We start from the raw sequence: 26,687 nt of genomic DNA on the forward strand, positions 1-26,687 counted from the left end.
TTAGCCAGTATACCAAATGTACTGCAATATACTCAATTCTTGTCAGAGACACTGCTACTTAGCAATGGCAGGTTTTTGTGCAGCACCTGCATGTCGTTCAGCTCTTTTACCCGGTAGTTAATTTTCTCCCGGTCTCCGCTGTTCTCAATGTTCTTATCTGCATCCTGCAGCAAAAGATCGGCTTCTTTATACAGGATTGGTTTTAAGTGAGCGTACTCCTCTACTTTGAAAAGCAGGCTCCGAAAAAGGAAAAGCATCCGCAGCACCACGGCACTGTTGCTCTTACTGTTAAGTCTTATCGGGCTTAGACTGAGGCTCATCACCTCTTCAAACGTCTCTTGCAGAAATACGATACGGGAGTTTCCTGTATCATCTCTAATTACTTTCTCATCCGTCAGCTGCATCCGGAGTATAAACAAGGCAGAAAGATAATCTATAGCTTTTATGGCAGTGCCTGGGTCGTTGAGGCTTGGGCTGAGGGCTCTTACAGCACTTTCGGTGATATGCTTAAAACCAAAGAGGTAATTCACATCCGGCCTTTCTTCCCTGTAAAAATTCAGGTGAACAAATAATTCTTCTGTGAACTCGTTTTCTAAAGCCAGTTCCCTGCTTATTCTGGCAAAAGGCACTCCTTCTATGAAAAAGCTACCTAAAGGCTGTTCAAAGCAAAGTACCACATCATACTTCCGGCACAGCTCAACAATAGCGTCCTGCTCTATACTTTGCAGGTAACCTGTTTTTGGGCTTTTAAGAGACAGCCATTTTTCTGACTGTAAACCTTGGGAAGGTCTTTTTTTGCTATCCTGCTTAATTTCCTCTTTTAGTTCCTTGCAGGTTACTTCATAAATACTTTCAAGTATACTTTCTATCTGGATGGATAAGGAAATAGAATGTATAAAGTATACAAAGAAACCCAGGCATATAATGGTAAAGCACATTGCCAGAAAAATAGAGAATCCTGGCAAGGGAATACTGTAAAACTCAGAATTAACATTCACCATGATGATGAGTGTATAAATGAGGGTGCCCAGGTACAGCCCCAATACCCGCTGGTTCGCTTTATATGAAATTAGTCCCGGAATAACCCGGGGCGTGAAGTTGGAACTAGCCTGGTTTAACACCAGCATTACCATGGTAAAACTGAATACTGTAAGCGAGATGATACCTGTTGTTATAGAGCTTAGAATAAGCCTGGCTGTTTCGCTGTTGCTGATAATTACAAAAGGCAGATTGTCTTTTAAAGATTTACTCAGGCCAAGTGTTTCCTGGTAAAGCATTATGAGGGCTAACAAAGCAAAAAATAGCGAAATAAGCGTTGGGTAAAACCCAATGCTGTTTACAATGTAGTAGTAGATAAATCTGATTTTGCTAAAGATTCTTTTCATATGTTGGCCAGATACGGGAACACTGCAATACTATATTGCAGGTGTACTTGCACAGCAGTAAGTAGGTTTCTGAGATGTTGTATTACTGCCTAATTCCAGACAGTAGGTTTTAGGGTTTGTAAGCTGTAAATGTTTTATCGCTATAAAAAATCACGATCTGTTCAATTGTTTTCCCAGGCAAATCATTTACTTCAGAAGTATGAGTTGCAGCCTTTTTCTTTTGCACTTTACCTGAGTCTGTACTACTATCCTCTGTTAAATTCTGTGGCTTAGGTGTTGCATTTGCAGTATGAGCAGCATCAATTAAAGATGCAACAGGCGCTGCTAAAGGTATTAGCATATCGCCCTCTCCCAGCAAGAGCCAACTCATACTCACGTCCGGGAAGGCAGATACAACTTTAGTTACAACTTCGAGGCTGGGTTTATTTCTACCACTGAGAATGTGACTGATAACTGCCCGCGGAACATCAACAGTATCTGCAAACTGAGAAGAAGTAAATCCTTTATGCTCCATTAATTCCCTGATCCTGTCAATCATATCTTTCTGATTTCGCCTATTTACAAATGTATATACAAATGTAACACTGCACTTTTATTAATGCAAACCATGTGTATAACCCACCTTCATAATATTAAAGTAACAGATTACATATTTATCATAAAACCCATATTTTAAATAGTTTAAAACAACCGCATATAAATTATAAACTATCAATTTACAAATGTATATACAAATGTAAATCAAGGCTATACACCAGGCAACACAGCTGTTTATCTGACTTTCTTATTGTTGCACAGGTAGTTAGTAAAAAAATATACTTTTGTATCAGAACATACTATACTGACAGGTTGGCACTAACACAAATAAGGGATTGTGGATAAAACGAGTTATCCACAATCCCTTAAAATACTATTGTTTAAGCTATTAGGCGAGGTTAATTTAACAAAAGAAGGAGTAGAAGATTTCAAATGGCAGTACTCCATAAAACTGTGCAATTAGCAACCATGTTACACAGAAAGCAGCAAAGAAGAACAGTTAATATAATAATTGAATTTTTACAAGAGCTACACATTTCGAGCAGCGCCCTTTCTAATTGCAAAAATTGAGGCTACAAAAACTACAGTGCAACTAAAGCTTTACTTCACAATGAGAGTACCGTTCATTTTTTGCCAATGCCCGGGATAGGTGCACACAAAGCCATACGTACCAGGCTCAGACGGAGCGGTAAATTCCATCTCTACGGTTTGGCCGGGCAAGGCAAGCGGCGAAGCTGCGATTACGGCTTCACTTTCGGGTACGTAGTTACCGGGTGCTCCTACCTTTGCACCTGCCAAAGCCACAAGTTTATACTTATCTGGCTGGGTAAAAACCACATTATGGATCATAGACTGGTCTGCGCCTTCATTAATGAAAGTAAGCTTTACGAATGTGTTCACTTTAACCTCAAGCGTGTCCTGGTCAAAGATCATATCCTCCGGGCTGTTACCAATGGCTTTTAAGATTATCTCCTCTACATGTTGCAGCGTAGTATCCTTATCTTCTGTAATGCGGGCACTGGTTGTATCATGTATGTCTGCTGGCACTTCAATACCATTGGAGTCTGTGGCAGAATTACAGCCTAACAGCCAGAGTGCAGTAACAGAATACAGGATAATGCTTACACTTTTCATGCGTTACTATTTAATGGAGAAGTACACTTTGGCTGCGTACCAGACTTAACCAAAATATTCCTGCTGCAGTTTTTTATCATGCCCATAAAGGTCTTCTCTGAAGTGCACGTTACCGTCCTTATCTACCCAGCTGGTAAAGTACACAATGTATACCTGTACGTGCTTAGGCAATGTTACCCATGTTTCTTCGCCACCGTTTATTGTCTCCCTGATGCGATTTTCATTCCATTCGGGCATATCCTTGAGCAGGTACTTGCCTAGCTCTATCGGTTTCTCTACCCTTACACAACCATGACTGAAGTTACGCTGGTTCTGGCTGAATAATGCATCTGCTGGTGTATCGTGCAGGTACACGTTATACTCGTTCGGGAACAGGAATTTAATAGAACCCAACGAGTTTTTTGGTCCTGGGCGCTGCCTTACCATGTATGGGAAGTTTTTCTCCGTTACACTGGCCCAGTCAATAGAATAAGGGTCGATTTGCTTTGGGTTCTTTTCCTTGGTTACTACTTCCATGTTCTGAGAGGCCAGGTAACCGGGGTTACGAAGTATGGCAGGCTTGATCTCAGCTTCTACAATACTATTCGGAACATTCCAGTAAGGTGCCATTACCACGTACTCCAGCTTATCGCTGAAGATTGGAGTAGAATTCATAGTTTTACCTACGATCACTCGCATATTCATCACTTCCTGATATTGCCGCTCGGCCTCCGGGTCGTTGTCCGGGTCTTCGTAGATATACATTTTATACTCTGGAATATTGACCCAGATATACTTTTGGTCAAGACTTTTGGGCACCATGCGCTTTGGTATCCAACGCCAGCGCTCCATATTGATCATTATCTGGTTTATGCGGTCATCAATTGGCACATTCATCTGCTTTAAGGTATTACCACCTACCTTGCCGTCCTGTGCCAGGCCATGCAGCATCTGAAACTTCTTTACCTGTGTTTCCAGGTTCTCGTCGAACAAACGCATTTTTTTATCAGCTTCGTTTAAAGGCTGATCAGGGTTCAGCCGCTTCCGGATAGTAAGTACTGCAGCTGCTGTGTCCCCTTTTTCCAGAATTTTCTTCTTTCCGAGTTCAACTTTTGGCCACCCTCCTTTTTCTTCAATCTCCCTATACTTTGCAAGCGCAGTTCTAAGATTTGCGTAACCGGCATGCAGGGCTTCGAACTCGTAGTAAGGGTAAGTGCTTTCGCGTTCTTTTAAGATCGTCTGTAAAGCTTTGTGCAGCTTGATCTTGTTTTTCTTAACGTCCCATTTTACATTATTATCTGCATTGGGATCTATGCGACCTCTGTAAAAATCAGAAGCATAGTTAAAGTATGAAGCTGTAAGGCCCAGGTCTATTTTCTTTTGTAAGTCAAGGCGGGCAGAGTCCTGACCATCCATAGCTTTAAACTTTTTGAACATTGTCTCAAAGTCTACTACACGGTAGTTGTCTGGCTGTAGTCCTTCTTTTGAAGATTGCTCAATAACAGACAAAAACTTTTCGGCCTCAGGCACCAGTTCATTGTCTCTGAACCAGGCCAGATCATATCCTCTTTCTCCGTAGAACATGAACATCAGGTCGTCGTGCTTACGGAATTTAGGTTGATTCTTGAGAAAGTTCACAATATCTGTGCTGTCTGTTGTGGGCTGGGGCAATTCCTTTTTGCCGAACAGGTCTCCTACTTTAGATAAACCATTTTCGGCTGTTGTATCTCCCTCTGAGTTATTGCAGCCAGAAAGAGATATAAAGGCCACCAATGTAGTTAGTAGCAGGATCTTTTTATATACTTTATAAGGGCTCATACTTTTATATATTTAAAACAGCAGCATCAGGTTTGATGCGCTGCACACTTTCAATTATCACAATAAGATTATTAGATTTATACAATTTTAACAACAATAGTATGTTTATATAGTCATTCAAGCTATATGTACTATATAACAGTACAAAAAGTTATATCCCTACATTTTATGTATTCTCATGTTGTGCATACTTTGTTTATGGCTATATACTGTAACCTGATCAAAAACATTGCCTCAAAAACCAAAGCCATGGAACAGGAAACAAGTTATTTGGTAAAGCCTGTTTTTCGTTTAGCTGAATAAATGCCTATCTTAGTATATTAAGATATCCTTAAAAACCTATGACACCATACAAACGTTGCCTACTTGGCTTAAGCATGGCAGGCGCCTTACAGCTTGCTTCCTGTACATCACAACCAACCTCAGATGGCGAAACTATGACTTCAGAGCAGACCGCAACAGAGAAATTGCCGGCAGACGTGCACAGCTATGCACAACCAGCTGAGGCAGTAACAAAGCACCTGGACCTGGACATTGACGTAAACTTTGACCAGAAAACCATTAGTGGCACTGCCTCCTACCTGATCGATAACCTGACCGGAACCGATAAGATCGTTTTCGACAGCAGAAACCTGCAGATTGAGAATGCATACCTTGGCGACAATATAGAGGAAACAACCTTTGAACTAGGCGAAACAAACCAGTTTATGGGCCAGTCTCTTACAGTTAAGATCAAGCCAGACACCAAAAAAGTAACCATAAAGTATAAAACATCCCCTGATGCGGCGGCTCTGCAATGGCTAAGCCCACAGCAGACAGCCGGAAAAAAACACCCGTTCCTGTTTACGCAATCGCAGGCTATACTTGCCCGTACCTGGATTCCGATACAGGACAGCCCGGGCATACGCTTTACTTACAATGCCAAGGTTAAAGTGCCTAAAGAGCTGCTGGCTGTAATGAGTGCCGAAAACCCGGTGCAAAAGAACAGCACAGGCGTTTATACTTTCGAGATGAAGCAGCCAATCCCTTCTTACCTGATGGCTTTGTCGGTTGGCGACCTGGTATTTGAGAAAGTGGGACCGCAGACAGGTATCTACGCAGAGCCTGCCACTATTAAGGCTGCTGCCTACGAGTTTGCCGAAATGGATAAAATGCTGGTAGCCGCCGAAAAGATCTACGGCAAGTATAGATGGGACCGTTACGACCTGCTGGTGCTACCTCCATCTTTCCCGTTTGGCGGCATGGAAAACCCGCGCCTTACTTTTGTAACACCAACCGTGCTGGCTAAAGACCGATCGCTTACCAGCCTTATTGCGCACGAACTGGCACACAGCTGGAGCGGCAACCTGGTTACCAACGCCACCTGGGACGACTTCTGGCTGAACGAGGGCTTTACCGTATACTTTGAGCGCCGCATTATGGAAGAACTCTATGGTAAAGAGTATGCAGACATGTTAAATGTACTAGGCTATCAGGACCTGAAGCACACCATCGCTGATAAAGGCGCTGACAATGCAGACACACACCTGAAACTGGACCTGGAAGGCCGCGACCCTGACGAAGGTTTAACAGACATTGCCTATGAGAAAGGAAATTTCTTTTTACAAAACATTGAAAAAGCCGTTGGCCGTGCACGCTTTGATCAGTTTGTGAACGACTATTTTAACACCTTCGCTTTTCAGAGCACCAGCACAGATAAGTTTCTTGATTTTCTGCGCTCAGAGCTGATCAAAGGCGACGAAGAACTGGCTGAGAAGATTAATATTGAAGGATGGGTTTACTCTCCAGGTTTACCTGAAGGTTTTACCGCGCCTGCCTCCAGCCGCTTTGCCAAAGTAGAAGAGGCCTACAATGCCTGGAAAAGCGGCAAGCCTGCTGCCCAACTTACCACTAAAGACTGGTCGAGCCACGAGTGGCTGCACTTTATACGCATGCTGCCTGAAACCATGAGCCTGCAGCAGATGGCCGATTTAGATAAAGCCTTCAACTTTACCAATTCCGGAAACTCTGAGGTATTAGCTGCCTGGTTCCTGCACTCCATTAAAAATAACTATGCCACAGCAGATAAAGCCCTGGAGACTTTCCTGACCAATGTGGGACGTCGTAAGTTTTTGGTTCCGATTTATAAAGCGCTTAATGCCACACCAGAGGGTAAGAAAAAGGCGCTTGCCATCTATGCCAAGGCAAGACCAAATTACCATGCAGTATCTACAGTTACCCTAGATGAGTTGTTAAAGTAACCTACACTTTGGTAACATAAATAAAGCCCGGCCAATTAAGGTCGGGCTTTGTTGTTTTCTTTAAAAGCGAAAACTCTGTCACTTTCATTACCTGCTTGGTTAAGCCAGGCGAAAGTACAGAGTTTTTTCAGTATCGCTTCAGAGAGTTAAAAAACTCACTTCTTTTATCTTTCGGCTTTAATGTTAACTGCCTGTTCGGCGATCTCCGTTAGCAGGGCATCGGTTTGTTTCTCTTCTTTCAGCGTCATTTCTAGCTGTTTTACCACATCCTGCATGCCCAACTGGTTAGCGTAAGTACGTACAGTACCATAAGCGGCAATCTCATAATGCTCTACGCGCTGAGCGCAAGCTATAAGTGCAGCATCCATTACACTTTTGTCTGCCCGCTCACTCATCATGGATTCGCACTCTTTAATGATACCTTCCATCGCCTTACACTTTTCGCCGGTAGCCTTCTCGCCTACCATCTCAAAAACTTTATCAAGGCGCTGAATTTGTTTTTCAGTCACCTTAAAGTGATCCTCAAATGCCATTCGCAACCTGTCAGATGAGCAGGCTTCCATCATCTTCGGAAGCGCTTTCGTGATTTGCTGTTCGGCATTATAGATATCTTTCAGTTCGTGGATTAATAGGTCTTTCAAATTGTTTAGTTTCATAGCTTGGAAAGGTTACGCGTTTAAAAATGTATTCTATATGTTACTCGTGGTATCTATACGGCAGGTTATACCCGGGGTTCTATAAAATATTGTTTTTATTAGGCAACAACGCATGTATGATAGTGAAATGCCAATTATATATAATATAACCAATACAATATAAACCTATTGCACTATATAAATCCAATACAATAAATAATGGTATATGGTAGCTTAGGCAGGTTTTTTGAAACGATTTTCGTTAAAAGCGGTACTGTAATCAGGAGATTTTATGCCATTGATGAGGGTATAAAGCAGTAGCTGTGTAAATCAGATACCATCAACCTGTATAAATATTAAAATCTAACGTGAACAGACCTAAAGGAAAACTAATAGCAGTTGGAGGCAACGAAGACAAAGGAAGCTACCCAAACCCCAAATCAAAGCGTAAATATTACTTAGACTTCTTTGAACTGGGTATACTTAAACGCTTCTTAAAGGAGATACCCGTTAAAAAGCCACAGATAGAGGTAATTACGACTGCCTCAATGATACCTGAGGAAGTTGGGGAACGTTATCTGAGTGCCTTTGGTATTCTTGGTGCTGAAAATGTAAACATGATGCACATCAAAACTGAAGAAGATGCGCATATACCGGAATATATAAAGCGTATCAGAGAAGCAGACGGTGTGATGTTTAGCGGTGGAGATCAATCCAGGATTATCAGGATGTTTCATGGAACCGAAATTGTGGATATTCTGAAACACCGCTACGAGAACGAGGATTTCATTATTGCGGGCACCAGCGCCGGGGCTATGGCCATGTCCAAAGTGATGATTAAAGGCGGCAGTGCTCCGGAGTCATTACTAAAAGGTTCTGTTAAAATAGGCCATGGTTTAAATCTTATTGACGATGTGATCATAGATACCCATTTTGTAACACGCGGCAGGTTTGGCAGGTTAATGGAAGCCGTAGTTACACACCCAAAAACGGTTGGCATTGGCCTGGGCGAGGATACCGGCGTATTAATTACAGAAGGCCACATGATCGAGACCATTGGCTCAAATCTTGTAGTGATTGCTGACAGCCATGATGTAAAGTATACTAATATTAACAGTATAGATGCTGGAAGGCCAGTATCCATCTCGAACCTGATCATGCATGTGTTGGCAAAGGGCAACGTTTACAACATCGAAACTAGAGAGTTCTTTAAGGATACCGAAGACCTGAAACCTGCCAGGCTTCAACTTGAAAAATAGTGGAAATGTGAACTATGAGGCCACAGCCCTAGCCTGAACTAACAATAGGGGCAACGCCATTATATTACATTTACGCTCTGCAACTATTATTAGTCTTTATAAATAGCAGTAAAGGTTTCCTGGTCGTTTAGCTTGCTTGCCCTGTACATACCATCCGAGTTAAAGGATAAAACGACTTCCCCGGCTGTGTCAACGGCAATCAAACCTCCATCTCCGCCAATGGACTTCAGTTTTTTCATTACAACCTCATCGCAGGCCTTTTGCAAAGTATAGCCTTTGTACTCCATCAGGCAGGAAACATCGTAGGCCACTACAGCACGTATAAAAAACTCACCGTGGCCGGTACAGGAAACTGCGCAGGTTTTGTTATTGGCATAGTTGCCCGCCCCTATAAGTGGCGTGTCTCCTACTCTGCTATACTTTTTATTCGTCATACCACCGGTAGAAGTGGCAGCTGCCACATTTCCGTCCATATCCAGTGCTACGGCTCCTACTGTACCGAATTTATGCTTCTTTTTTTCGGAGTGATCCAGTTGGGTTTTGCCTGACTCTCTTGCATCCTGCAGTTGCTGGTAGCGGTACTCATCGTAGAAATAGGCCGCAGGGGCAAACTCTATGTCATGGTTCAGGGCAAACTCTTCTGCACCCTGCCCCATCAGCATCACAAACTCAGATTTATCCATTACTTTACGGGCCAGTTTAACCGGGTTTTTGATATGCCGTACCCCTGCAACAGCACCAGCATCCAGTGTTTTACCGCACATAATAGCCGCATCCATTTCGTGCTTCCCCTCATTGGTAAACACAGATCCGCGTCCGGCATTGAACAGCGGGGTATTCTCGAGGTGTAACACAGCCAGCTCTACGGCATCCAGTGCCGAACCCCCTTTCTGTAGCACACCGTGTCCGGCCATGATAGCTTGCTCCAGGGCATCTTTATAGGCTTTCTCTTTTTCCGGGGTAAGCGACGACTTGCTTATGGTACCTGCTCCACCATGTATGGCAATGGCATAATTTTTCATAGAATGCTCTGTTTTAAAGTATAGAATAAGGCTTACGCCTGAGAGTGAAAAGCAGTTGATGTTTTTGTAACCTGAGCTTAAAAAAACAACTAAAATTCTCCTAACGCAGGACCTTTTTCAGCTGGAAAATAGTTATCTTTGTTCTTATCAAAATAACCTATTATAAAAGATTAATTATGTCGTTTGATATCCAAGGTAAACTTTACGAAGCATTTGAGGAGCAGCAGGTAAGCGAAAAATTCAGAAAGCGTGAATTCGTGCTGGAGATTCCCGATGGCTCTTACACGCAGTATGTAAAGTTTCAGCTTACGCAGGACAAGTGCAGCCTGTTAGACCAGTTTAAAACAGGTGACGAAGTGAAAGTTACATTTAACCTTAGTGGTAAGCCTTTTACAAAAAATGGCCAAACGATGTACTTTACCAACCTGCAGGCCTGGAGAATGGAGCCGGCGGCGAATAACTTTGGCGCTCCGGCAGGCGCTCCGCAGCAGGAAGCACCGGCATTTTACAGCAGCGAAGCTGATAACGACTTGCCATTCTAATTCAGCAAGACTAACCATACTTAAAGCGAGCCATGTGCTCGCTTTTTTTTTGAGGTAAAGTATAACTTAAATCATCAATTTCAATTATAAGGATATAGCACCACCACCGCAACAGGTATACAGTATACTTGATTAATTAACCGACACCATGTTCAGCACACCCTATAACCCCTTAGAAGAGCTCAGGCGCATGATCCTGCGTGGCGAGAACGATACTGTTGATTTCAAGCAGCGTGTTACACAGCCCGAGAAAATCGCCCGCACCCTGGTTTCATTTGCCAATACCCGCGGGGGCACAATACTGATAGGTGTAAAAGACAATGGCTATATCTGCGGTATAGATCCCGAGGAGGAGTTGCATACATTGAGACTGGCTTCAGAACATTACTGCGACCCGCCGGTTGCGCTGGAGTATGAAGAAATAGACAGCGACCACCGCACAGTGCTTAAAGTTACAGTGCATGAAAGTGTACTAAAACCCCATTTTGCAAAAGTAAAGGAAGACGATTGGCGTGGCTATGTGCGTGTAAGGGACACAAGTGTGCAAACAAGCAAGATGGTTAACAAAGCCCTGCAGAACGAACAACCTGAGCCTTCGCCCGCATTTGAGAAGCTACCCCTGGAGAAACATGAGACCTCTGTACTGGAGTACCTGCAGTTAAACCCGCGTATTACGCTTAAGCAGTACATGAAACTAGCTAACATTTCGCAGCGCAGGGCATACCGCACGCTGGTAAAACTGGTTATCCACGGCTACCTGCGCCTGCATGATAAAGAGAAAGAAGATTATTATACGCTAAGCTAAAGCCATACTATACTTTAAGAACGATTGACACAGAACCCCGTTTATACTATGGGAGATTACATTTTAAAGCCAAATCACTTTCTTGAGTTAATGGTATGGAGTATAGGCATATTCACTATTTGCATTTTGAGCCTGGAGTAGAGGAAAACTCAGTTTTAGACAGTGCGATATTGCTTGTCAATCAGCCTAAAAAGGACAATATACTTCTCAAGATAGCTTCATTTATTTGCAGGCATACTAACGTGGAATACATTGGTATTGGGCTTTTAAACAAGGAAAAAAATGAGATAAACACATGCGTAATGCTTAAAAGAGACAAAGTACTGAAGAATACAAATTACTCTTTGAAAGGGACGCCGTGTGATAAGGTATTGATACAAAGATTTTGCTATTATCCCTTCGATGTTCAGGATTATTTTCCGGACGACAAAATACTCCGCAAATTAAATATTAAAAGCTACCTGGGCACTATACTTTTATCTGAGGATAATGAAGCGATTGGTGTAGTGGAGTTAATGGATACTAAGTCAATAAAGAACCCTGCATTTGCAGAGCATCTTATCCTGGTTTTAAGTCCGGCTATAGAAAACGAACTGACACTAATGCTGAGTGAAGGAAAAAGTTGCTGATATCTACTCCCTAATCCGTAGTCCTGAATGCAAAGTATACTTCGTTAATTATCCTTTTCTAAGTCCTTTTAAGAGGCTGTTTTGATTTTATTGTTGGGAGCGAAAAAGAGATTTAAGGGTTCTGGCGAGACTCCTTTTGAGTGGCATAGCAGCGCTATGGCTCGAAAAAGAGACGAAGCCAGGTTTCGTAAAATCAACTTTGCAGCCAAACGAATAAATTCAAAACAGCCTCTAAGAAGTCTCAAATTTACTTATCTCCTGCCAACAAGAATTCCAGATTCATAAATTCCCGTGTGGCTGTGGCAACCTCCCAAATCGTATACTTCCCAGTCAACGGACCAAAAGTATTTAACCAAAATACTTGTTTCTGTAAAACGAACAAGTCCTTTTCTGGCTAATTGTCCACTCTCGTGGTATTTCCATACTGAATTAATTCGCTGTTACGTTTATACTTTTCGCGCATATAGCCTAAGCCGCTTGGATAATAATAACGCCAGGCACCCATCTCATTTCCATGCCTGAACCTGCCGTTGCGAATTACGATATTATCATCGCCCAAGTATATTTTCCAGCGGCCATGCATCCTGCCTTCCTTATCATACTTATCGAGCTTGAACTACAGGAAATTTTTACTGGCTTTGGCGTAACAACTTCCTGGGTACTAGCTGCTACAGGGTTTAAAGCTATAAACAGAAGCACAAAGTATAAACGCATGTCGGTTGTCTTGACATGATAAACTAAAGTATAGATAAGCACCCTAATCAACTAATAAATTAGTTTAAGAATTAGTAAAACGTAAATATTTACTAGTCAGTTAAGTATAAATTTAATAAGCCCGTTATATTAAAAATATAAAAACTAGATAGGTAATTCGTTAGCCGGTGCATCTAAATATTCGTAAACAACTATAAACAGAGCCCCTGTACGTCAAGGGCCACCCCAGACAATACAAGCACCTATTTTACTTTCGGTTTCACCCTAAACCCCTCGCCTATGGCAACCATAAGCAAAACAAACAAAACCAACCAAGACAGTATTAAAACAGCTGTAAACGGAAGCAAAAAGCCCAAGCCAATCACAAAAAAAACGTCTCTCACAGATCAAAAAAAAATATTCGTCCTTGACACTTCCGTTATACTTTACGACCACAGCGCTATCCAGAATTTCCAGGAACATGATGTTGCTATCCCGATTACGGTACTCGAAGAGCTGGACAATTTTAAAAAAGGCAATGACATCAAGAATTTTGAGGCCCGGGAATTTATCCGGTTCATAGATAAGCTCTCAGCAGAGCACAAACTGCAGGAATGGCTGCCACTGAACGGGAAAAACAAAGGCAAGTTCAGGGTACTTATGAACCATAGTTCGTCGCTGGATGCCGTGAATATTTTTGGAGACAAAAACGACCACCGCATCCTCAACTCTGCGCTGCAACTGCAGCAGGAAATGCCAAACCAAAACATCGTGCTGGTTACTAAAGATATTAACCTGCGCCTGAAAGCACGGGCCCTTAACCTGGTAGCCGAAGATTACGAGACTGGTAAGATACAGGATGTGGCCGGACTGTATACCGGTAACGACACTGTGGAGGATGTGCAGGCAAACGTTATCAACGAACTCTATGAAAAAGGTATTTGCGATGTAAAGAAAGTATTCACGGAAGCCCCTACAGATAACCACTTCTATATTCTGAAGAGCTTTAAGAACTCTGTGCTGGCCTTTTACAATGCAGCAGATAAGCAGCTGGAGCGTGTAGATAAACTGAATGCCTTTGGCGTAAAGCCACGCAACGCTGAACAGGCCTTTGCACTACATGCGCTGCTTAATCCGCAGGTAAAACTGGTATCGGTGCAGGGTGTGGCAGGTACCGGTAAAACACTGCTGGCACTTGCATCGGCTATTGAGCAGCGCCGGGAGTATAAGCAGATCTACCTTGCCCGCCCTATTGTGCCGCTCAGCAACAAAGACATCGGTTACCTGCCCGGCGATATCAAATCAAAGCTAAACCCCTACATGGAGCCGCTCTGGGATAACCTGAAGTATATACAAAACCAGTTTTCAGAAACCAGCAAGGAGTACCAGAAGATAAAGGACATGGTAGAACTGGAGAAACTCGTGATTACGCCGCTGGCCTACATCAGGGGCCGCAGCTTGTCCAACATTATCTTTATTGTGGATGAGGCGCAGAACCTGACACCGCATGAAGTAAAGACCATTATCTCAAGGGCCGGCGAGAATACCAAGATCATCTTTACCGGAGACATCTACCAGATAGACACGCCATACTTAGACTCACAGAGCAACGGCTTGTCGTACCTGATAGACAGGGCAAAGAACCACCCATTGTATGCGCATATTACTCTACTGAAGGGAGAGCGCTCTGAGCTGGCAAACTTAGCCAACGAGTTACTTTAAAGTATAAGTCCTGCTAAAATAAAAACGCCTGAGCTACAAGTATAGTAGCTCAGGCGTTTGTGTTATACTCATGTGAGTGAGTGAGTTAGCTATACTCTTCCCGCATGATTTCCCCAAGTCTGTGTATGGTAGAATCTTTGCTTTCGAGCAGGCTTTCCATTACACTATTCTTATCAGCATCGCTTTTACCTTGGCTGATCTTATACTTTCCATCCAAGCGGGTAACAGCAATTTCGAACATGACAATACCATTTAGCATGCCTTTAACATACTTTTCTGGAAGATTCTTAAACTGCTGCATGTAACCGGCATCAAAAGAGTTTATGGAGGCTTCCATGGCAGCCATCACATCCTCTTGTTGCTAAATAATCGTGGGCTTACCATAAGCGTGCACTGCACAGTAGTTCCAAGTGGGTACATTCAATTGCTTCTCATAAAGCGCAGGTGAAATATAAGCATGCGGTTCCTGAAATATAACAAGCGCCTCCTGCCCTGCTTTCAGGTCTTTCCATTGGGGGTTCTGCTTCGCCACATGTGTCTGTAGAATTAGCTGTTCATTTCGGTTTTCTACCACAAAAGGCAGATGTGTGGCAAATGGTTTATTATCTTGTATGGTGACAAGGGTGGCAAAACTGAATTCGCGCATAAACTTGTCAGCTTTTGCTGATCTTTTACCTGGTAATGGGTTGGCGTGTACATAGTTTTTCTTTTGTGTAGATGAATGAAGAATCAGAATGTATATGGGGCACTAAATTAAACTTACATGTTAGCTACCCTGCGCTTAGATACTGGCTGGGCTGCTTTTTTCAAAAGTATACTTTTAAGGCCACTTAAACCTTTGTCGAGCTCTTCCTGCTTTTTATACTTCTGCCAAGCACCAAATAGTCTGGCTATTGGCTCATCTTTTACAGTTGCCGTTTGCCTCCAATGCAGCTTTGTGTGTCCATCCTCAACCTGCTCTAAGGTAAATATCCCATTGGTAGTGTCAGAGGAGCTTTTGTCGCTTTGCCTGTAAGTTAGGCGATTGGGGATGATGCTCTCTGTAAAAACAACAACTCCTGTGCCCACTTTATCACCGCTCCACTCCATGCGTGCTCCGCTACCAGACATAGGCCCGCTGTACATCCTGATCATGCTTGGGTCAGCTGTTGTGTTTACTGCGTTCCACTGCTCCCACTCCGCAGGATTTTCTAATAAAGTATAAACCTGCTCCGGCTTTGCATCCAGCACAATGCTTTGCTCTACTTCTATCTGCAATGGCATTTGGTAAGATGCGCCAAAAAGCGCAACAGCCAGCAGCATTATAGCCAGAATCACAATCTTTAGCAGTCTCATATTCGTTATCAGGAAAAAAGGTTGTTGGATGTTATGCGAGCAGGATTTGCTGTATCAATTTAAAGGAGTATTTCGCTAGTAAACAAGCGATGAAGGGTAAATATTTATTAACATTTTATCTATTTAAATTTATTCTGATCAGATTAACTTAGCTTAAAACCCGCTGTTATCGTATGGGGTAACATAGAGACTAAAATATATAAGATAATATGATAAGCGATTGGATACAAAAAGGCCTACAGCTCTCCCAAAACCCAATTTTTAAGAAGTTTATGGGCAGAGCAGGCGTATTGATGGCTAAGCCTGCCAAATTAGCGTTTCTGCTTAGCACAGCCTACACAAAGCTATTAGATGCAGAAAGCAAGGAAACGGGTTTCCAGCAGGTTAAAAACCTGATGCATACTTTTATCCGACTTGTGAAGGCATACATGAGTGGAGAGTACCGGAATGTTGCAACAAAGTCGTTGTTAGTTGGGGTAGCCGTACTTTTATACCTGGTTACGCCTATCGACATTATACCGGACTTTATTCCTGGCCTGGGCTTGCTCGATGACCTGAGCCTTATAGCATGGTTCATTAGTTCCTTCCAAACTGAGATAACCAAGTTCAGAAATTGGGAAGATGACCGCAGTTTTGATCACACCCGCATCGGGACTTTCTAGTACACATTAAGAGTTATAATTTAAAGCTGCTTTCTGAGAAGGAAGCAGCTTTTTAATTTTGAATAAGTGCATGAGCGAATCAGTGAATATTTTTCTTGTTATGTAGGACACTAGAGAGAAGTCTGAAATTTCCTGTAACTGTATAATCATATAGTTTTCTCGCTTATCGAAAATCCCTACCCTGAACTAATAGTAACAGACAGTAAGCTCGGATACTCATTTTAAAGTAGGAATTCACTCACTCGCTCATTCACACATTCACCAATCGCCACCTATGGCCCTGTTATTGCTGATAAAAGTATAAAATTGCGTAACTTCAGGCGCTAAATAATCTAATCAAATTAACTTACCAATGATCAGCAAACGCATAGTATCCCTTTTTGCGGCTGCCTGCTTAAGTATAGGTATCACTACGGCTACCCCTCCTGACGAGGGCATGTGGCTGCCTTTGCTTTTAAAGCAGCTTAATGAAACCGAGATGCAGAAAAAGGGCATGAAGCTCTCTGCCGAAGACATCTATAGTATAAACCAGTCGAGCCTGAAAGATGCCATTGTATCGTTTGGCGGGTTCTGTACCGGCGAAATGATCTCTCCTGAGGGCCTTTTGCTTACAAACCACCACTGCGGTTACGGCCAGATACAGCAGCACAGCTCAGTGGAAAACGATTACCTGACCAACGGATTTTGGGCGAAGACAAAGGCTGAGGAGAAACCAAACCCGGGTCTTACTGCCACCTTTATCGTGCGTATGGAAGACGTTACGAAGCAGATTCTGGAAGGCGCAAGCAACGCCAAAACAGAAGCTGAACGTGAGTCCATCATCCAGCGTAACATGGCTAAGGTTCGAAGAGAGTCTACAGCCGGTACGCACTACGACGCTGTTATTAAGCCATACTTCTATGGTAACGAGTACTACATGTACATTACCGAAACGTTCCGCGACATACGCCTGGTAGGTGCTCCGCCTTCATCTATCGGTAAATTTGGTGGAGACACCGACAACTGGATGTGGCCACGCCACACCGGCGACTTCTCCCTGTTCAGGATTTATGCTGGCCCTAACAACGAGCCAGCAGACTACTCGCCAAACAACAAGCCTTACAAGCCAAAGCACCACCTGCCTATCTCATTAAACGGTGTGCAGGAGAATGACTTTACCATGGTGTTTGGTTTCCCGGGCCGTACGAACGAGTACCTAACTTCACAGGCGATTGAGGAGATCTATTCGGTATCTAACCCACACAAGATCAACATCCGCGAAACAAAGCTGAACATCCTGGACAAGGACATGAAAGCTTCTGACGCCGTGCGTATTCAGTATGCCGCCAAGTATGCAAGCATTGCCAATGCCTGGAAAAAGTGGATCGGTGAGAACCGCGGTATCCGTAAGGCCAATGCGATTGAGAAGAAAAAGCAACTGGAGCAGCAGTTTGCCTCCTGGGTAGCAGCAGACCCTGCACGCCAGGCAACATATGGCAACCTGCTGGCCGAGTTCGAGAAAAACTACAAAGCACTGGACGGCATCACGATCACGCGCGACTATATCACCGAAGCTGCCTATGGTGTTGAGATCATCAGGTTTGCCAACACGTTTGTAAAGCTGCAGGAAATGCTGGCAGCCAATGCCCCGCAGAACGACATTAATGCACAGGTAGATAAGCTGGAGAAAACAGTTGCCGGATTCTACAAAGATTACAACGCCCCTACCGATAAAAAGGTGTTTGCCGCTTTGCTGGATCTATACTATAAGAACATAGACGCCAACCTGCACCCGACTGCTTTTGCCACGGTACGCACCAAGTATAAAGGCGACTTTAACAAGTATGCCGATGAGGTGTTTGCCAAGTCTGTGTTTACATCGGAGGCTGGCGTTAGAAAAGCCCTTGCTGATGTGAAAGCCGGTAAAAAAGACGTGCTGAAAAACGACCCTGCTTTACAGCTGGCAAACAGCATTTCGGATTACTACAGCAAGAACGTGATGCCTACTTACACAAAGGTAAACGACAACCTGAACCTGCTGTACAGAACCTATATGGCCGGCCTGCGTGAGATGCAGAGCGACAAGAAGTTTTACCCGGATGCCAACTCTACGCTACGTGTAGCTTACGGTAAGGTAGAGCCTTACGAGCCGGTAGATGGCGTAAAGTATAAATATTATACTACGCTGGAAGGTATCATTGAAAAAGCAGAATCGGGTGCGGCAGAAGATTACGCTATACCAGCCCGCCTGAAGGAACTGTACGAGAAGAAAGACTACGGCCGCTACGGTGTAAACGGACAGTTGCCGGTTGCCTTTATCGCTTCTAACCATACCACAGGCGGTAACTCCGGCTCTCCGGTTATAAATGCCAACGGTCAGCTGATTGGTACCAACTTCGACAGGAACTGGGAAGGTACTATGAGTGACATCGTATACAACCCTGACCAGGTGCGTAACATTTCGGTTGACGTGCGCTACATGCTCTTTATTGTAGACAAGTTTGCCGGCGCCGGCCACCTGGTAGAGGAGATGACGCTGGTAACAGACGACACGTCAGGTTTGCCGCAGGTAGATGCACGCCGGAAAGCTACTCCTGCTGAGGCCTCTAACCTCTCTGAGAAAGAGAAGCGCAAAGCAGAAAAGGCCGCTAAAAAAGCAGCTAAAAAGAAAAAGAAGGAAGCTGCTGAAGTACAGTAAAATCAGTTGTTAAGTATAAAGAGAAAGCCCCACCTGACATAACAGGCGGGGCTTTCTCTTTATTGCTATAGTATAATGCTTTTTTCAATATTGTAGCACCAGAAATAAATGCTAGAGCTTATTCCCCTCTTGAGAGGGGTTAGGGGTGTGTCCATCCAACTGCTCAAACTCAAGTACAAAGCCCTTAATTGCCCTAAGCACATTTGCCATATCTTGTTTTACTTCTAGGTCATAGAACCTGAGAAACTTAACTCCAAATTGCTCTAATCGTTTCTGCCTTTGTAAATCTTCTGAATAGCTGTAGTCGTGGCTATCGCCATCTATCTCAATGGCCAGGTTTAACTCAGAGCAGTAGAAGTCAACAATGAAGCTATCCAGCGGCTTCTGGCGGTGGAAGTCCAGACCAAGCATGGCGCCGCCTTTGAGCTCCTGCCAAAGCAGCACCTCACCAAGAGTACTGTTGTTGCGCAGCTGCCTGGCCAGCTGCTTAAGGTAAGGCTTGTATGGGATGTGCTTTCTTTTCTCCATGGTGCGTACAGAACACACCCCTAACCCCTCTCAAGAGGGGAATAGTTCATACTAATAGCAGTTAAATCGGCTTTATTGTAGCCCCTTTTCATTCATAAGAGTTATGATCATTAAAGGTTAACATCTGCAATAACAAACTGTACAAAATTTAAATTTTCTCAAATCATAAAATCACTATATTAGTACACTGCTGCTAGCTTTTTTTGTGTCAAAAATAAACTCCACACATAGTGCAGATAGTAGGAGTTGGTACTCCTGTTAGCCGGACGTTGGTACACATTTAAAGTATAAATCCACTTGAGAGACTTAAAGAAGTTTATCTTTTTGTTCAGGTTCATAATTTGTCTTGCCTTTGTTGGCATGGTAACTACTGGTTGTGCCCAGACAAGTAGAAGTGTAGCTTTATTCAAAAATACTGAGGCTTATGAATTGGCTAAAGCAGTTGAAAACAACAATTTGAGTAAAATAGAAGCTTTGGTAAAAGAGAATCCAAGGCTTTTGGAAGTCACATCCGAATCAGGTTCTAATGTATTAGCTTTAAGTGTCCACGTGGAGAACTTCCAGTCTTTCAAGAAGCTACTGGAGTTAGGAGCTGACCCGAACTTCACAAATCCATATACTAAGTACAGTATACTGATGGAGTCAATAAAGCCTTATGGGAATAGTATGGAGTGGGTGAAGGACAACAGGTTTGCGCAGTTGCTCCTTAAACATGGCGCAGAGCCGAACTATACTATTGAAGCTGAGTTCACCAATGAGAAAGGCAACCATATACTTGCATCTTCACCGTTGTTGCAAGCATCTCGCCTCAACCTTGATATGGTAAAACTCTTAATCGCCCATAAAGCAGATTATAATAAACGTGTTGGCGGGAAAACTCCTTTCTCAGAGGCAGTGAGTTCTCGTAAGTTTGAGATAATAGACTACTACATCGATTCATTAAATGTAGACGTCCGAGAGCCAATGCGGGTAAGGAGTAGTGACAGCTTATTTATCCAAGACTACCTTAACAAATTCATGAACTATGAAGAAGAGTCAGAAGGCCATAGGAAGAAAATGGAGTTGATCGAAAAGCTTGAATCAAAAGGATTGGACTTCAAAAATTATAAGCACAAATAAAAACGAGTACCAACCACACCTTTACCGTAGCTACTCCACGGCGAAGCCTAACGCGTAACGTAACCAACCTCACTCATTTTATACTTTCACGATGGAGTTTATACTAAGGCCCTGGCGCACCGAAGACATTAACAGTCTGGTAAAGTATGGCAACAACTACAATGTTGCCAGGAACATGGCTGATGTTTTTCCGCATCCTTATACCAGGGAGAACGGAATAGCCTTTATTGAATTTGCCTCAAAAGCATCTCCTCCAAACATTCTGGCGATAGAAGTTAATGGCGAGGCTGCCGGTGGCATTGGCATACATCCGCAGGGCGATATTTATCAAAAGAATGCGGAGTTAGGCTATTGGCTGGCAGAACCGTACTGGGGAAACGGGATCATCTCAAAAGCTATAACTGAGATGGTAGCGTACGGCTTTAAAAACTGGGACATCACCCGCATCTACGCAAGGCCATTTGGCACGAACATCGGCTCACAAAAAGCTCTTGAAAAAGCAGGCTTCACGTTAGAAGCACAAATGAGCAAGACCTTCTTTAAAAACGGGGAGTACTTTGATGAATTGGTCTATGCTGTAAGGCGGGAAGTATAAATTGCTTATCTTTCTACTCATTAACAGCTAACCTTACATAAACAGGCATTCATGAAAAAACACATACTTTACCTACTCACCTTCCTCTGTCCTACACTCCTGCTGGCACAGCCATCTTCCGACATTCTGCTGCTGGACATGGCCGTGAAGAAGAACCAGGTTATACTTTCGAACCCACGCAACATTACCAACCATCCGGGATACGACAACCAGCCATCCTTTCATACTTCTCAACCGCTGGTATACTACTCGTCGGCCAACGCCGATGGTAAAATGGATATCCGCAGCTATAACCTCAACAGCAAGCAAACCACAGACTTTACCGCTACGCCTGTTAACGAGTTCTCTCCCACCCTTACGCCCGATGGCATGCATATTTCCTGCATCATTCAGCGGGAGAACGGGCAACAGGACCTGGGCATATATAACATCGACAGCAAGGAGGTAACCGTGCTGATAGACAACCTGACGGTGGGCTACCATGCCTGGATCGATAATAAAAACCTGCTGCTATTTATACTTGCAGATAAAGGCCACGAACTACAGCATTACAACTTCGACACAAAACAGAACAAAGTACTGGCAAAAAGTATAGGCCGTTCGCTGCACAAGATTCCGGGCCAGAACGCCATAAGCTTCATCGATAAGTCGGACAGCACACAATGGCTGATAAAGCGCTACGACCATAAAACAGGAGCCATCACTACTATTGCTCCTACTTTACCCCAAAAAGAAGATATTACCTGGACGAAGAATGGTTTTATACTTAGCAGCGATGGAAGTAAGATTTATACTTTAAAACCAGGTAAAAACCAGGATTGGCAACCTGTAAAGGTTCAGGGCAATACAACTTTGCTCAAAAGTATAACCCGCATGGCAACCAATAATGAAAACAACCAACTGGCAGTAGTGGTAAGCGAATAAGGTATAATTTTAGTATATTGAGGATTGTAAACAGCGGCTTAGTCTATTCTTTGGGGCGAGCTAAACGTTGTAAAAAGCCAGCATAAGTATAGCCAGATAGCTAGTTTATACTTTACACTTCTAAAACTTCGACATGAACAGCATTATCAGCCTATCCATACTTCGTAAAAGCGCCCTTACGGTGGCACTTGCCTCTGCTGGTACTTTAGGTTATGCGCAGGCACAGGATTATAAAAGTATACACCAAAAAGCCATACTAGTAGATACCCACAACGATGTGCTTATCTCAATGCTGAAAGGTATAGACATTAGCAAAGACCTGCGCGGTAAAACACACTCCGACCTGGCACGTTTTAAGCAAGGTGGCGTAGATGCGCAGTTTTTTTCGGTATGGAGCGATGAGAATGGTAACTTTAAGTATGCCAAATTGCAGATAGATACCCTGAAAGCTGTTATAGCACGCAACCCGGAGCAGATGCTGTTCGCTACTTCTCATAGCGATATTATGAAAGCAGTTGAACAAGGTAAACTGGCCAGCCTGATAGGTGTGGAAGGCGGCCACATGATTGACAATGACATTAAAAAGCTGGACGAACTCTACAAGAATGGTGCCCGCTACATGACCCTAACCTGGAACAACTCCACGCCATGGGCTACGTCGGCGGCAGACGAAACATCTGGTAAAGTCCCAAGGTCTAAGCGTGGCCTTACAAAGTATGGCAAACAGGTAGTGCAGCGCATGAACGAACTGGGCATGATGGTAGATTTGAGCCATGTTGGCGAGAGAACTTTCTGGGATGCCATGGCTGTCACTAAAAAACCTGTGCTGATATCGCATAGCTGTGTGCACAAAATTGCACCTGTGCCGCGCAACCTGAAAGACGACCAGATAAAAGCCATCGCCAAAAACGGCGGTGTTATTCAACTAAACTTTTTCTCTGGCTTTCTTGATCCTGAATTTGATAAACGCAACAACGCATTCCGGGCAAAGCATAAAGCGGAGATGGATTCACTTAGAGCTTTGAATTGGTCTGGCTCCAACATAGCGGAACACCTGCGTAAGAAATACCCTGAAGAGGTAGAACAGGTACGTCCGCCCCTTTCTATACTTTTTGACCACCTGGACTATATCGTGAAGCTTGTAGGAGTGGACTACGTAGGCATGGGTTCAGATTTTGACGGGGTTACCTCTACGCCGCGGCAACTGGATGGCGTAGATGATTTTCCGGTAATTACCAAAGAGCTGCTGGCACGTGGCTATAGCGAGGAAGATATTTATAAAATAATGGGTGGCAACGCATTAAGGGTTTTTAAAGCGAACGAAAAGTAGTAAGCTTTATACTTTGGTAATGCCTTCCAGCACTGTCATCTCGACCATCGGGAGAGATCTTTACAAAATTCCTTGAGAACTAATTCTAAAGAGATCTCTCACGTTGTTCGAGATGACATTATACTTTACCCATACCGTATGGCTTACCAACACAAAGACAACTTCTCGGCGCAATCGGCTGCCTATGCTGCTTTCAGGCCGCATTACCCGCAGGCACTTTACGATTTCCTGTTTGCCTTACCTGTTGTGATACAAACTGCCTGGGATTGCGGTACCGGAAACGGACAGGTAGCCTCGGTGCTGGCAGAAAAGTATAAGCATGTATACGCCACCGATATCAGCGAAGCACAGCTGCAAAAAGCAACCATCAAACCTAACATCACCTATACCAAAGCAGGTGCAGAAGCCTCCGGTTTAGCTGACCAAAGTATAAACCTGATCACGGTGGCGCAGGCAGTACACTGGTTCGATTTCGACGCTTTTCACAAGGAGGTAAAACGTGTGGCAAAACCCGGTGCTTTTATTACCATCTGGGGATACGGACTTCTAAGCATCTCCCATGAGATCGACACCATCATAACGTATTTCTATAAGCATACCACCGGCCCGTACTGGGATTCGGAACGCCGCCACCTGGATGTTGCTTACAATACCATTCCTTTTCCTTATAAAGAAGTTTCATGCCCCGGTTTCGAGATAAAAGCCACCTGGACCAGAGAACAGTTTATGGGTTACTTGAGCTCCTGGTCTAGTGTGCAGCATTATATCAAACAGCAAGGCACCTCACCCCTTCCTGACCTGAAAGCGCAACTATTAGAGCAGTGGCCGGACGGTAAAAGTATAGAAGTTACTTTTCCGGTGTTTATGCGCATTGGCAAAGTATGATCAGAGCAAGCCAAAGTAGTTTATCAAACTTTAAAAACTGATGCCGCCTGTTGTTAATTAATTGGCAGGCAGCTATTTTTGATGTTTAAAACAGACAACAAATTTTTAGCCCATGAAACAAACTTTACTTTCACTAGTTACTTTTCTCATCACACTTACCTCACTACAGGCGCAGGATATTATTACAAAACGCACCGGCGAAAAAGTAGAGGCCAAAGTACTCGAAATATCACTTACTGAGATCAAGTATAAACGCTATAGCAACCTGGAGGGCCCGATCTATTCGCTTCCGAAAGCTGAGGTAATGCTGATTCAGTATGAAAACAAGACAAACGAGGTATTTGAACTACCTGAGTCAGGTGCTGTCACAGCATCCGCAGGAAATGGTTCCTATACAGGTTCGGTGCCTGTAGGTACATCAGAAAACGCGTTGCAGCAGTACAACAGAGGGCAAACCGATGCCGAAATGTTTTATGAAGGCTACAAAACGGCAAGTACAGTTGTTCTGGTCACAAGTCTTTTATCTCCGCTTGTAGGGCTTGTGCCTGCAATTGGCACATCAACATCGCCACCTAAAATGCAAAACCTGGAGGCTCCTAATTATCAGCTATTGCAAAACCCTGATTATGCTGCCGGCTACAAAAAGAAAGCCCGCAAAATGAAATCAGCTAAAGTATGGACAAACTGGGGAATTGGCCTTGGTGCAAACCTCTTAGCTTTTATGCTGATTGCCAATAGCCAATAAACCGTAATAAAGTATAAACAGAAATGCCCCTACAAAAAATGTAGGGGCATTTCTGTTTTCAAAAGTTCTTAGGTTTACTGCCCTTTACCGCGCATTTGCTTCTCCATGGCATCCCACATCTCCTGCGGAATCTGGTCAAAAGCATTGAACTCGCCAGCTCCGTATAGCCACTCGCCACCATCTATAGTTACCACTTCACCATTCACAAAAGCTGCGAAATCGGATACTAAATAGGCTGCCAGGTTGGCAAGTTCCTGGTGCTCCCCAAAGCGGCCAACAGGAATGCGTTTTACAGGATCCAGTTTATCGGCAAGCTGTTTCGGGAACAGGCGTGTCCAGGCGCCTTCTGTCGGGAAAGGGCCTGGAGCAATGGCGTTGGATCGGATGCCATACTTTGCCCACTCAGAGGCCAGTGACCTGGTAAGTGCCAGCACACCAGCTTTAGCGCATGCCGATGGCACCACGTAACCAGAACCGGTCCAGGCATATGTAGTAACAATGTTCAGCATACATCCCTCCTGCTTCTGCTCGATCCAATGCTTTCCAACCGCTAGTGTAAAATTATAAGAGCCTTTTAGTACGATGTCGGTAACAACATCAAAAGCCTTGTGGCTGAGGCGTTCGGTTGGGCTTACAAAATTGCCGGCTGCGTTGTTCACCAGCACATCCACACGGCCAAAGGTATCCAGCGTTTTCTGCAGCACCTCTTCAATCTCGTTATACTTGCGCACATCGCAGGCAACCGGTAATACCTTGCCGCCGGTTTCAGCCTCCAGCTCACGGGCAGCCTGCTCCAGTACATCTATTTTTCGGCTGCAGATAACGGCATTGGCACCCAGTTCTAAAAAATATTTAACCATAGAGCGGCCAAGTCCCGTACCACCACCAGTTACGATAATGGTTTTACCTTTGAGCGCACCTTCTTTCAGCATTGGTTCAGCTTTTATCATAGTGTTGTCTGTTTATACTTATTATTGCAGGAGCTAATTATTTGAACCCCTTTTACGAAAGATAAACATATAGATAGAATTTCCCGAAAAAATGAATTTGCTTTACAGCATTAGATTTTAAAACTATGGAGAAAGAACAACTTAAACAGGAGTTACTAAAAGCAAGCGATGGCCTACTTATGCTCAGCGAAACAGACGAGGCTTTTGAATTTTATTTCCATGAAAAGCCAGACGAGCCATTTACAGCGGAACTGGTAGTTGAGTGGGACGGAAAACCAGCCGGCACAGCAGTACAGGTGCTGGCAGTTGAGGATTTCCTGCACCGCATGAAAAATCCGCATCCGGATGCAGATGCCACTCAGAAACAAAACGCGGAACGGTTTAAACAGCTGGAGGCAAAGCTAAAAGAGCATTTAAAAAATGTAAAAGCCTATAAGATAAGCGAGATAAGCATGCCTGTATACATTTTAGGTGAAACTGACAATGGAGATTATGCAGGCCTAAAAACGCTTGTGGTAGAAACATAAAAAAAGCGGC

27 protein-coding genes are annotated in these 26,687 nt (G+C 43.7%); 16 read left to right on the forward strand and 11 right to left on the reverse strand.

What is annotated here, in order from left to right; translation table 11 throughout:
- Nucleotides 1-32: 32 nt before the first annotated feature.
- The 4 genes from K0O23_RS09190 to K0O23_RS09205 all read right to left on the reverse strand — a co-directional run bounded on the left by K0O23_RS09190 (nucleotide 33) and on the right by K0O23_RS09205 (nucleotide 4,853).
- Entirely contained in the window at nucleotides 33-1,385 is a 1,353-nt protein-coding gene (locus K0O23_RS09190) for a DUF2254 domain-containing protein (RefSeq protein ID WP_219877128.1), read from the reverse strand.
- Between the two features lie 109 nt (nucleotides 1,386-1,494).
- Nucleotides 1,495-1,923 (reverse strand): helix-turn-helix domain-containing protein, encoded by a 429-nt coding sequence (locus K0O23_RS09195; protein WP_219877129.1) that lies wholly within the window; start codon nucleotides 1,921-1,923, stop codon nucleotides 1,495-1,497.
- Nucleotides 1,924-2,522: 599 nt separating this feature from the next.
- On the reverse strand, nucleotides 2,523-3,056 hold the full coding sequence (locus tag K0O23_RS09200) for a plastocyanin/azurin family copper-binding protein (protein WP_219877130.1): 534 nt from the start codon (nucleotides 3,054-3,056) through the stop codon (nucleotides 2,523-2,525).
- Between the two features lie 45 nt (nucleotides 3,057-3,101).
- Nucleotides 3,102-4,853 carry a L,D-transpeptidase family protein gene (locus K0O23_RS09205; protein ID WP_219877131.1) on the reverse strand — a complete coding sequence of 584 codons (1,752 nt, stop codon included), beginning with the start codon at nucleotides 4,851-4,853 and terminating at the stop codon, nucleotides 3,102-3,104.
- A gap of 377 nt (nucleotides 4,854-5,230) precedes the next feature.
- On the opposite strand from K0O23_RS09205, the gene K0O23_RS09210 reads away from it, so the two are divergent.
- A complete protein-coding gene (locus K0O23_RS09210) occupies nucleotides 5,231-7,093 on the forward strand; it encodes a M1 family metallopeptidase (RefSeq protein WP_246597012.1) in 1,863 nt (620 codons plus the stop codon).
- Between the two features lie 164 nt (nucleotides 7,094-7,257).
- On the opposite strand, the gene K0O23_RS09215 is transcribed toward K0O23_RS09210, so the two are convergent.
- Nucleotides 7,258-7,734 carry a ferritin-like domain-containing protein gene (locus tag K0O23_RS09215; RefSeq protein WP_246597013.1) on the reverse strand — a complete coding sequence of 159 codons (477 nt, stop codon included), beginning with the start codon at nucleotides 7,732-7,734 and terminating at the stop codon, nucleotides 7,258-7,260.
- Nucleotides 7,735-8,096: 362 nt separating this feature from the next.
- On the opposite strand from K0O23_RS09215, the gene K0O23_RS09220 reads away from it, so the two are divergent.
- Nucleotides 8,097-8,987, forward strand: a complete 891-nt coding sequence (locus K0O23_RS09220; protein WP_219877134.1) for a cyanophycinase — start codon at nucleotides 8,097-8,099, stop codon at nucleotides 8,985-8,987.
- Nucleotides 8,988-9,076: 89 nt separating this feature from the next.
- Here K0O23_RS09220 and K0O23_RS09225 read toward each other — a convergent pair whose 3' ends face one another.
- Complete coding sequence (locus K0O23_RS09225) at nucleotides 9,077-10,009, reverse strand: isoaspartyl peptidase/L-asparaginase family protein (RefSeq protein WP_219877135.1); 933 nt, start codon at nucleotides 10,007-10,009, stop codon at nucleotides 9,077-9,079.
- A gap of 176 nt (nucleotides 10,010-10,185) precedes the next feature.
- On the opposite strand from K0O23_RS09225, the gene K0O23_RS09230 reads away from it, so the two are divergent.
- From K0O23_RS09230 to K0O23_RS09250, 5 genes are all read left to right on the forward strand, one after another.
- Nucleotides 10,186-10,551, forward strand: a complete 366-nt coding sequence (locus K0O23_RS09230; RefSeq protein ID WP_219877136.1) for a DUF3127 domain-containing protein — start codon at nucleotides 10,186-10,188, stop codon at nucleotides 10,549-10,551.
- A gap of 148 nt (nucleotides 10,552-10,699) precedes the next feature.
- Nucleotides 10,700-11,356: an AlbA family DNA-binding domain-containing protein gene (locus tag K0O23_RS09235; protein WP_219877137.1), complete on the forward strand. Its 657-nt coding sequence runs from the start codon at nucleotides 10,700-10,702 to the stop codon at nucleotides 11,354-11,356.
- 95 nt (nucleotides 11,357-11,451) lie between these two features.
- A complete protein-coding gene (locus K0O23_RS09240; RefSeq protein WP_219877138.1) occupies nucleotides 11,452-11,985 on the forward strand; it encodes a hypothetical protein in 534 nt (177 codons plus the stop codon).
- A 514-nt stretch (nucleotides 11,986-12,499) separates the two neighbouring features.
- Nucleotides 12,500-12,718 (forward strand): hypothetical protein, encoded by a 219-nt coding sequence (locus K0O23_RS09245; RefSeq protein WP_219877139.1) that lies wholly within the window; start codon nucleotides 12,500-12,502, stop codon nucleotides 12,716-12,718.
- 269 nt (nucleotides 12,719-12,987) lie between these two features.
- Nucleotides 12,988-14,400 (forward strand): PhoH family protein, encoded by a 1,413-nt coding sequence (locus K0O23_RS09250; RefSeq protein WP_394371695.1) that lies wholly within the window; start codon nucleotides 12,988-12,990, stop codon nucleotides 14,398-14,400.
- Between the two features lie 85 nt (nucleotides 14,401-14,485).
- On the opposite strand, the gene K0O23_RS09255 is transcribed toward K0O23_RS09250, so the two are convergent.
- The 3 genes from K0O23_RS09255 to K0O23_RS09265 are packed head-to-tail and all read right to left on the reverse strand — an operon-like array spanning nucleotide 14,486 to nucleotide 15,735.
- Nucleotides 14,486-14,746, reverse strand: coding sequence for a hypothetical protein (locus K0O23_RS09255; protein ID WP_219877141.1), 261 nt, complete (start codon nucleotides 14,744-14,746; stop codon nucleotides 14,486-14,488).
- Between the two features lie 15 nt (nucleotides 14,747-14,761).
- A complete protein-coding gene (locus tag K0O23_RS09260; protein ID WP_317195674.1) occupies nucleotides 14,762-15,142 on the reverse strand; it encodes an FMN-binding negative transcriptional regulator in 381 nt (126 codons plus the stop codon).
- A gap of 17 nt (nucleotides 15,143-15,159) precedes the next feature.
- A complete protein-coding gene (locus K0O23_RS09265) occupies nucleotides 15,160-15,735 on the reverse strand; it encodes an SRPBCC family protein (protein WP_219877143.1) in 576 nt (191 codons plus the stop codon).
- A 209-nt stretch (nucleotides 15,736-15,944) separates the two neighbouring features.
- Between K0O23_RS09265 and K0O23_RS09270 the strand changes: the two genes are divergently transcribed.
- Both K0O23_RS09270 and K0O23_RS09275 read left to right on the forward strand, forming a co-directional pair.
- Complete coding sequence (locus tag K0O23_RS09270; protein ID WP_219877144.1) at nucleotides 15,945-16,397, forward strand: YkvA family protein; 453 nt, start codon at nucleotides 15,945-15,947, stop codon at nucleotides 16,395-16,397.
- A gap of 352 nt (nucleotides 16,398-16,749) precedes the next feature.
- On the forward strand, nucleotides 16,750-19,074 hold the full coding sequence (locus K0O23_RS09275) for a S46 family peptidase (protein ID WP_219877145.1): 2,325 nt from the start codon (nucleotides 16,750-16,752) through the stop codon (nucleotides 19,072-19,074).
- A gap of 111 nt (nucleotides 19,075-19,185) precedes the next feature.
- Here the strand turns inward: K0O23_RS09275 and K0O23_RS09280 are convergent, their stop codons facing one another.
- Complete coding sequence (locus K0O23_RS09280) at nucleotides 19,186-19,602, reverse strand: endonuclease domain-containing protein (protein WP_219877146.1); 417 nt, start codon at nucleotides 19,600-19,602, stop codon at nucleotides 19,186-19,188.
- A 297-nt stretch (nucleotides 19,603-19,899) separates the two neighbouring features.
- Between K0O23_RS09280 and K0O23_RS09285 the strand changes: the two genes are divergently transcribed.
- The 6 genes from K0O23_RS09285 to K0O23_RS09310 all read left to right on the forward strand — a co-directional run bounded on the left by K0O23_RS09285 (nucleotide 19,900) and on the right by K0O23_RS09310 (nucleotide 25,200).
- The gene (locus tag K0O23_RS09285) at nucleotides 19,900-20,721 is read left to right on the forward strand and encodes an ankyrin repeat domain-containing protein (RefSeq protein ID WP_219877147.1); all 822 of its coding nucleotides are present in this window, start codon (nucleotides 19,900-19,902) and stop codon (nucleotides 20,719-20,721) included.
- Between the two features lie 91 nt (nucleotides 20,722-20,812).
- Nucleotides 20,813-21,316 carry a GNAT family N-acetyltransferase gene (locus K0O23_RS09290; protein ID WP_219877148.1) on the forward strand — a complete coding sequence of 168 codons (504 nt, stop codon included), beginning with the start codon at nucleotides 20,813-20,815 and terminating at the stop codon, nucleotides 21,314-21,316.
- Nucleotides 21,317-21,367: 51 nt separating this feature from the next.
- A complete protein-coding gene (locus K0O23_RS09295; RefSeq protein WP_219877149.1) occupies nucleotides 21,368-22,240 on the forward strand; it encodes a TolB family protein in 873 nt (290 codons plus the stop codon).
- 133 nt (nucleotides 22,241-22,373) lie between these two features.
- Nucleotides 22,374-23,570 carry a dipeptidase gene (locus tag K0O23_RS09300; RefSeq protein WP_219877150.1) on the forward strand — a complete coding sequence of 399 codons (1,197 nt, stop codon included), beginning with the start codon at nucleotides 22,374-22,376 and terminating at the stop codon, nucleotides 23,568-23,570.
- Between the two features lie 72 nt (nucleotides 23,571-23,642).
- Nucleotides 23,643-24,455, forward strand: a complete 813-nt coding sequence (locus K0O23_RS09305) for a class I SAM-dependent methyltransferase (RefSeq protein WP_246597014.1) — start codon at nucleotides 23,643-23,645, stop codon at nucleotides 24,453-24,455.
- Between the two features lie 112 nt (nucleotides 24,456-24,567).
- The gene (locus tag K0O23_RS09310) at nucleotides 24,568-25,200 is read left to right on the forward strand and encodes a hypothetical protein (protein ID WP_219877151.1); all 633 of its coding nucleotides are present in this window, start codon (nucleotides 24,568-24,570) and stop codon (nucleotides 25,198-25,200) included.
- 74 nt (nucleotides 25,201-25,274) lie between these two features.
- On the opposite strand, the gene K0O23_RS09315 is transcribed toward K0O23_RS09310, so the two are convergent.
- On the reverse strand, nucleotides 25,275-26,150 hold the full coding sequence (locus tag K0O23_RS09315) for an SDR family oxidoreductase (RefSeq protein WP_219877152.1): 876 nt from the start codon (nucleotides 26,148-26,150) through the stop codon (nucleotides 25,275-25,277).
- 125 nt (nucleotides 26,151-26,275) lie between these two features.
- Here K0O23_RS09315 and K0O23_RS09320 point away from each other — a divergent pair, with 125 nt between their 5' ends.
- Complete coding sequence (locus K0O23_RS09320) at nucleotides 26,276-26,677, forward strand: nuclease A inhibitor family protein (protein ID WP_219877153.1); 402 nt, start codon at nucleotides 26,276-26,278, stop codon at nucleotides 26,675-26,677.
- The last annotated feature ends 10 nt before the right edge of the window (nucleotides 26,678-26,687 follow it).

Origin of the sequence: Pontibacter aydingkolensis (assembly GCF_019443125.1) — a bacterium.
Classification (GTDB): Bacteria; Bacteroidota; Bacteroidia; order Cytophagales; family Hymenobacteraceae; genus Pontibacter; species Pontibacter aydingkolensis.

What these genes read in the sequence shown, in the direction of transcription:
- K0O23_RS09190 (WP_219877128.1), bottom strand. Translation starts at nt 1,385, where the DNA reads ATGAAAAGAATCTTTAGCAAAATCAGATTTATCTACTACTACATTGTA.
- K0O23_RS09195 (WP_219877129.1), bottom strand. Translation starts at nt 1,923, where the DNA reads ATGATTGACAGGATCAGGGAATTAATGGAGCATAAAGGATTTACTTCT.
- K0O23_RS09200 (WP_219877130.1), bottom strand. Translation starts at nt 3,056, where the DNA reads ATGAAAAGTGTAAGCATTATCCTGTATTCTGTTACTGCACTCTGGCTG.
- K0O23_RS09205 (WP_219877131.1), bottom strand. Translation starts at nt 4,853, where the DNA reads ATGAGCCCTTATAAAGTATATAAAAAGATCCTGCTACTAACTACATTG.
- K0O23_RS09210 (WP_246597012.1), top strand. Translation starts at nt 5,231, where the DNA reads ATGGCAGGCGCCTTACAGCTTGCTTCCTGTACATCACAACCAACCTCA.
- K0O23_RS09225 (WP_219877135.1), bottom strand. Translation starts at nt 10,009, where the DNA reads ATGAAAAATTATGCCATTGCCATACATGGTGGAGCAGGTACCATAAGC.
- K0O23_RS09230 (WP_219877136.1), top strand. Translation starts at nt 10,186, where the DNA reads ATGTCGTTTGATATCCAAGGTAAACTTTACGAAGCATTTGAGGAGCAG.
- K0O23_RS09235 (WP_219877137.1), top strand. Translation starts at nt 10,700, where the DNA reads ATGTTCAGCACACCCTATAACCCCTTAGAAGAGCTCAGGCGCATGATC.
- K0O23_RS09240 (WP_219877138.1), top strand. Translation starts at nt 11,452, where the DNA reads ATGGAGTATAGGCATATTCACTATTTGCATTTTGAGCCTGGAGTAGAG.
- K0O23_RS09245 (WP_219877139.1), top strand. Translation starts at nt 12,500, where the DNA reads ATGCCTGAACCTGCCGTTGCGAATTACGATATTATCATCGCCCAAGTA.
- K0O23_RS09255 (WP_219877141.1), bottom strand. Translation starts at nt 14,746, where the DNA reads ATGGCTGCCATGGAAGCCTCCATAAACTCTTTTGATGCCGGTTACATG.
- K0O23_RS09265 (WP_219877143.1), bottom strand. Translation starts at nt 15,735, where the DNA reads ATGAGACTGCTAAAGATTGTGATTCTGGCTATAATGCTGCTGGCTGTT.
- K0O23_RS09270 (WP_219877144.1), top strand. Translation starts at nt 15,945, where the DNA reads ATGATAAGCGATTGGATACAAAAAGGCCTACAGCTCTCCCAAAACCCA.
- K0O23_RS09275 (WP_219877145.1), top strand. Translation starts at nt 16,750, where the DNA reads ATGATCAGCAAACGCATAGTATCCCTTTTTGCGGCTGCCTGCTTAAGT.
- K0O23_RS09280 (WP_219877146.1), bottom strand. Translation starts at nt 19,602, where the DNA reads ATGGAGAAAAGAAAGCACATCCCATACAAGCCTTACCTTAAGCAGCTG.
- K0O23_RS09290 (WP_219877148.1), top strand. Translation starts at nt 20,813, where the DNA reads ATGGAGTTTATACTAAGGCCCTGGCGCACCGAAGACATTAACAGTCTG.
- K0O23_RS09295 (WP_219877149.1), top strand. Translation starts at nt 21,368, where the DNA reads ATGAAAAAACACATACTTTACCTACTCACCTTCCTCTGTCCTACACTC.
- K0O23_RS09300 (WP_219877150.1), top strand. Translation starts at nt 22,374, where the DNA reads ATGAACAGCATTATCAGCCTATCCATACTTCGTAAAAGCGCCCTTACG.
- K0O23_RS09310 (WP_219877151.1), top strand. Translation starts at nt 24,568, where the DNA reads ATGAAACAAACTTTACTTTCACTAGTTACTTTTCTCATCACACTTACC.
- K0O23_RS09315 (WP_219877152.1), bottom strand. Translation starts at nt 26,150, where the DNA reads ATGATAAAAGCTGAACCAATGCTGAAAGAAGGTGCGCTCAAAGGTAAA.
- K0O23_RS09320 (WP_219877153.1), top strand. Translation starts at nt 26,276, where the DNA reads ATGGAGAAAGAACAACTTAAACAGGAGTTACTAAAAGCAAGCGATGGC.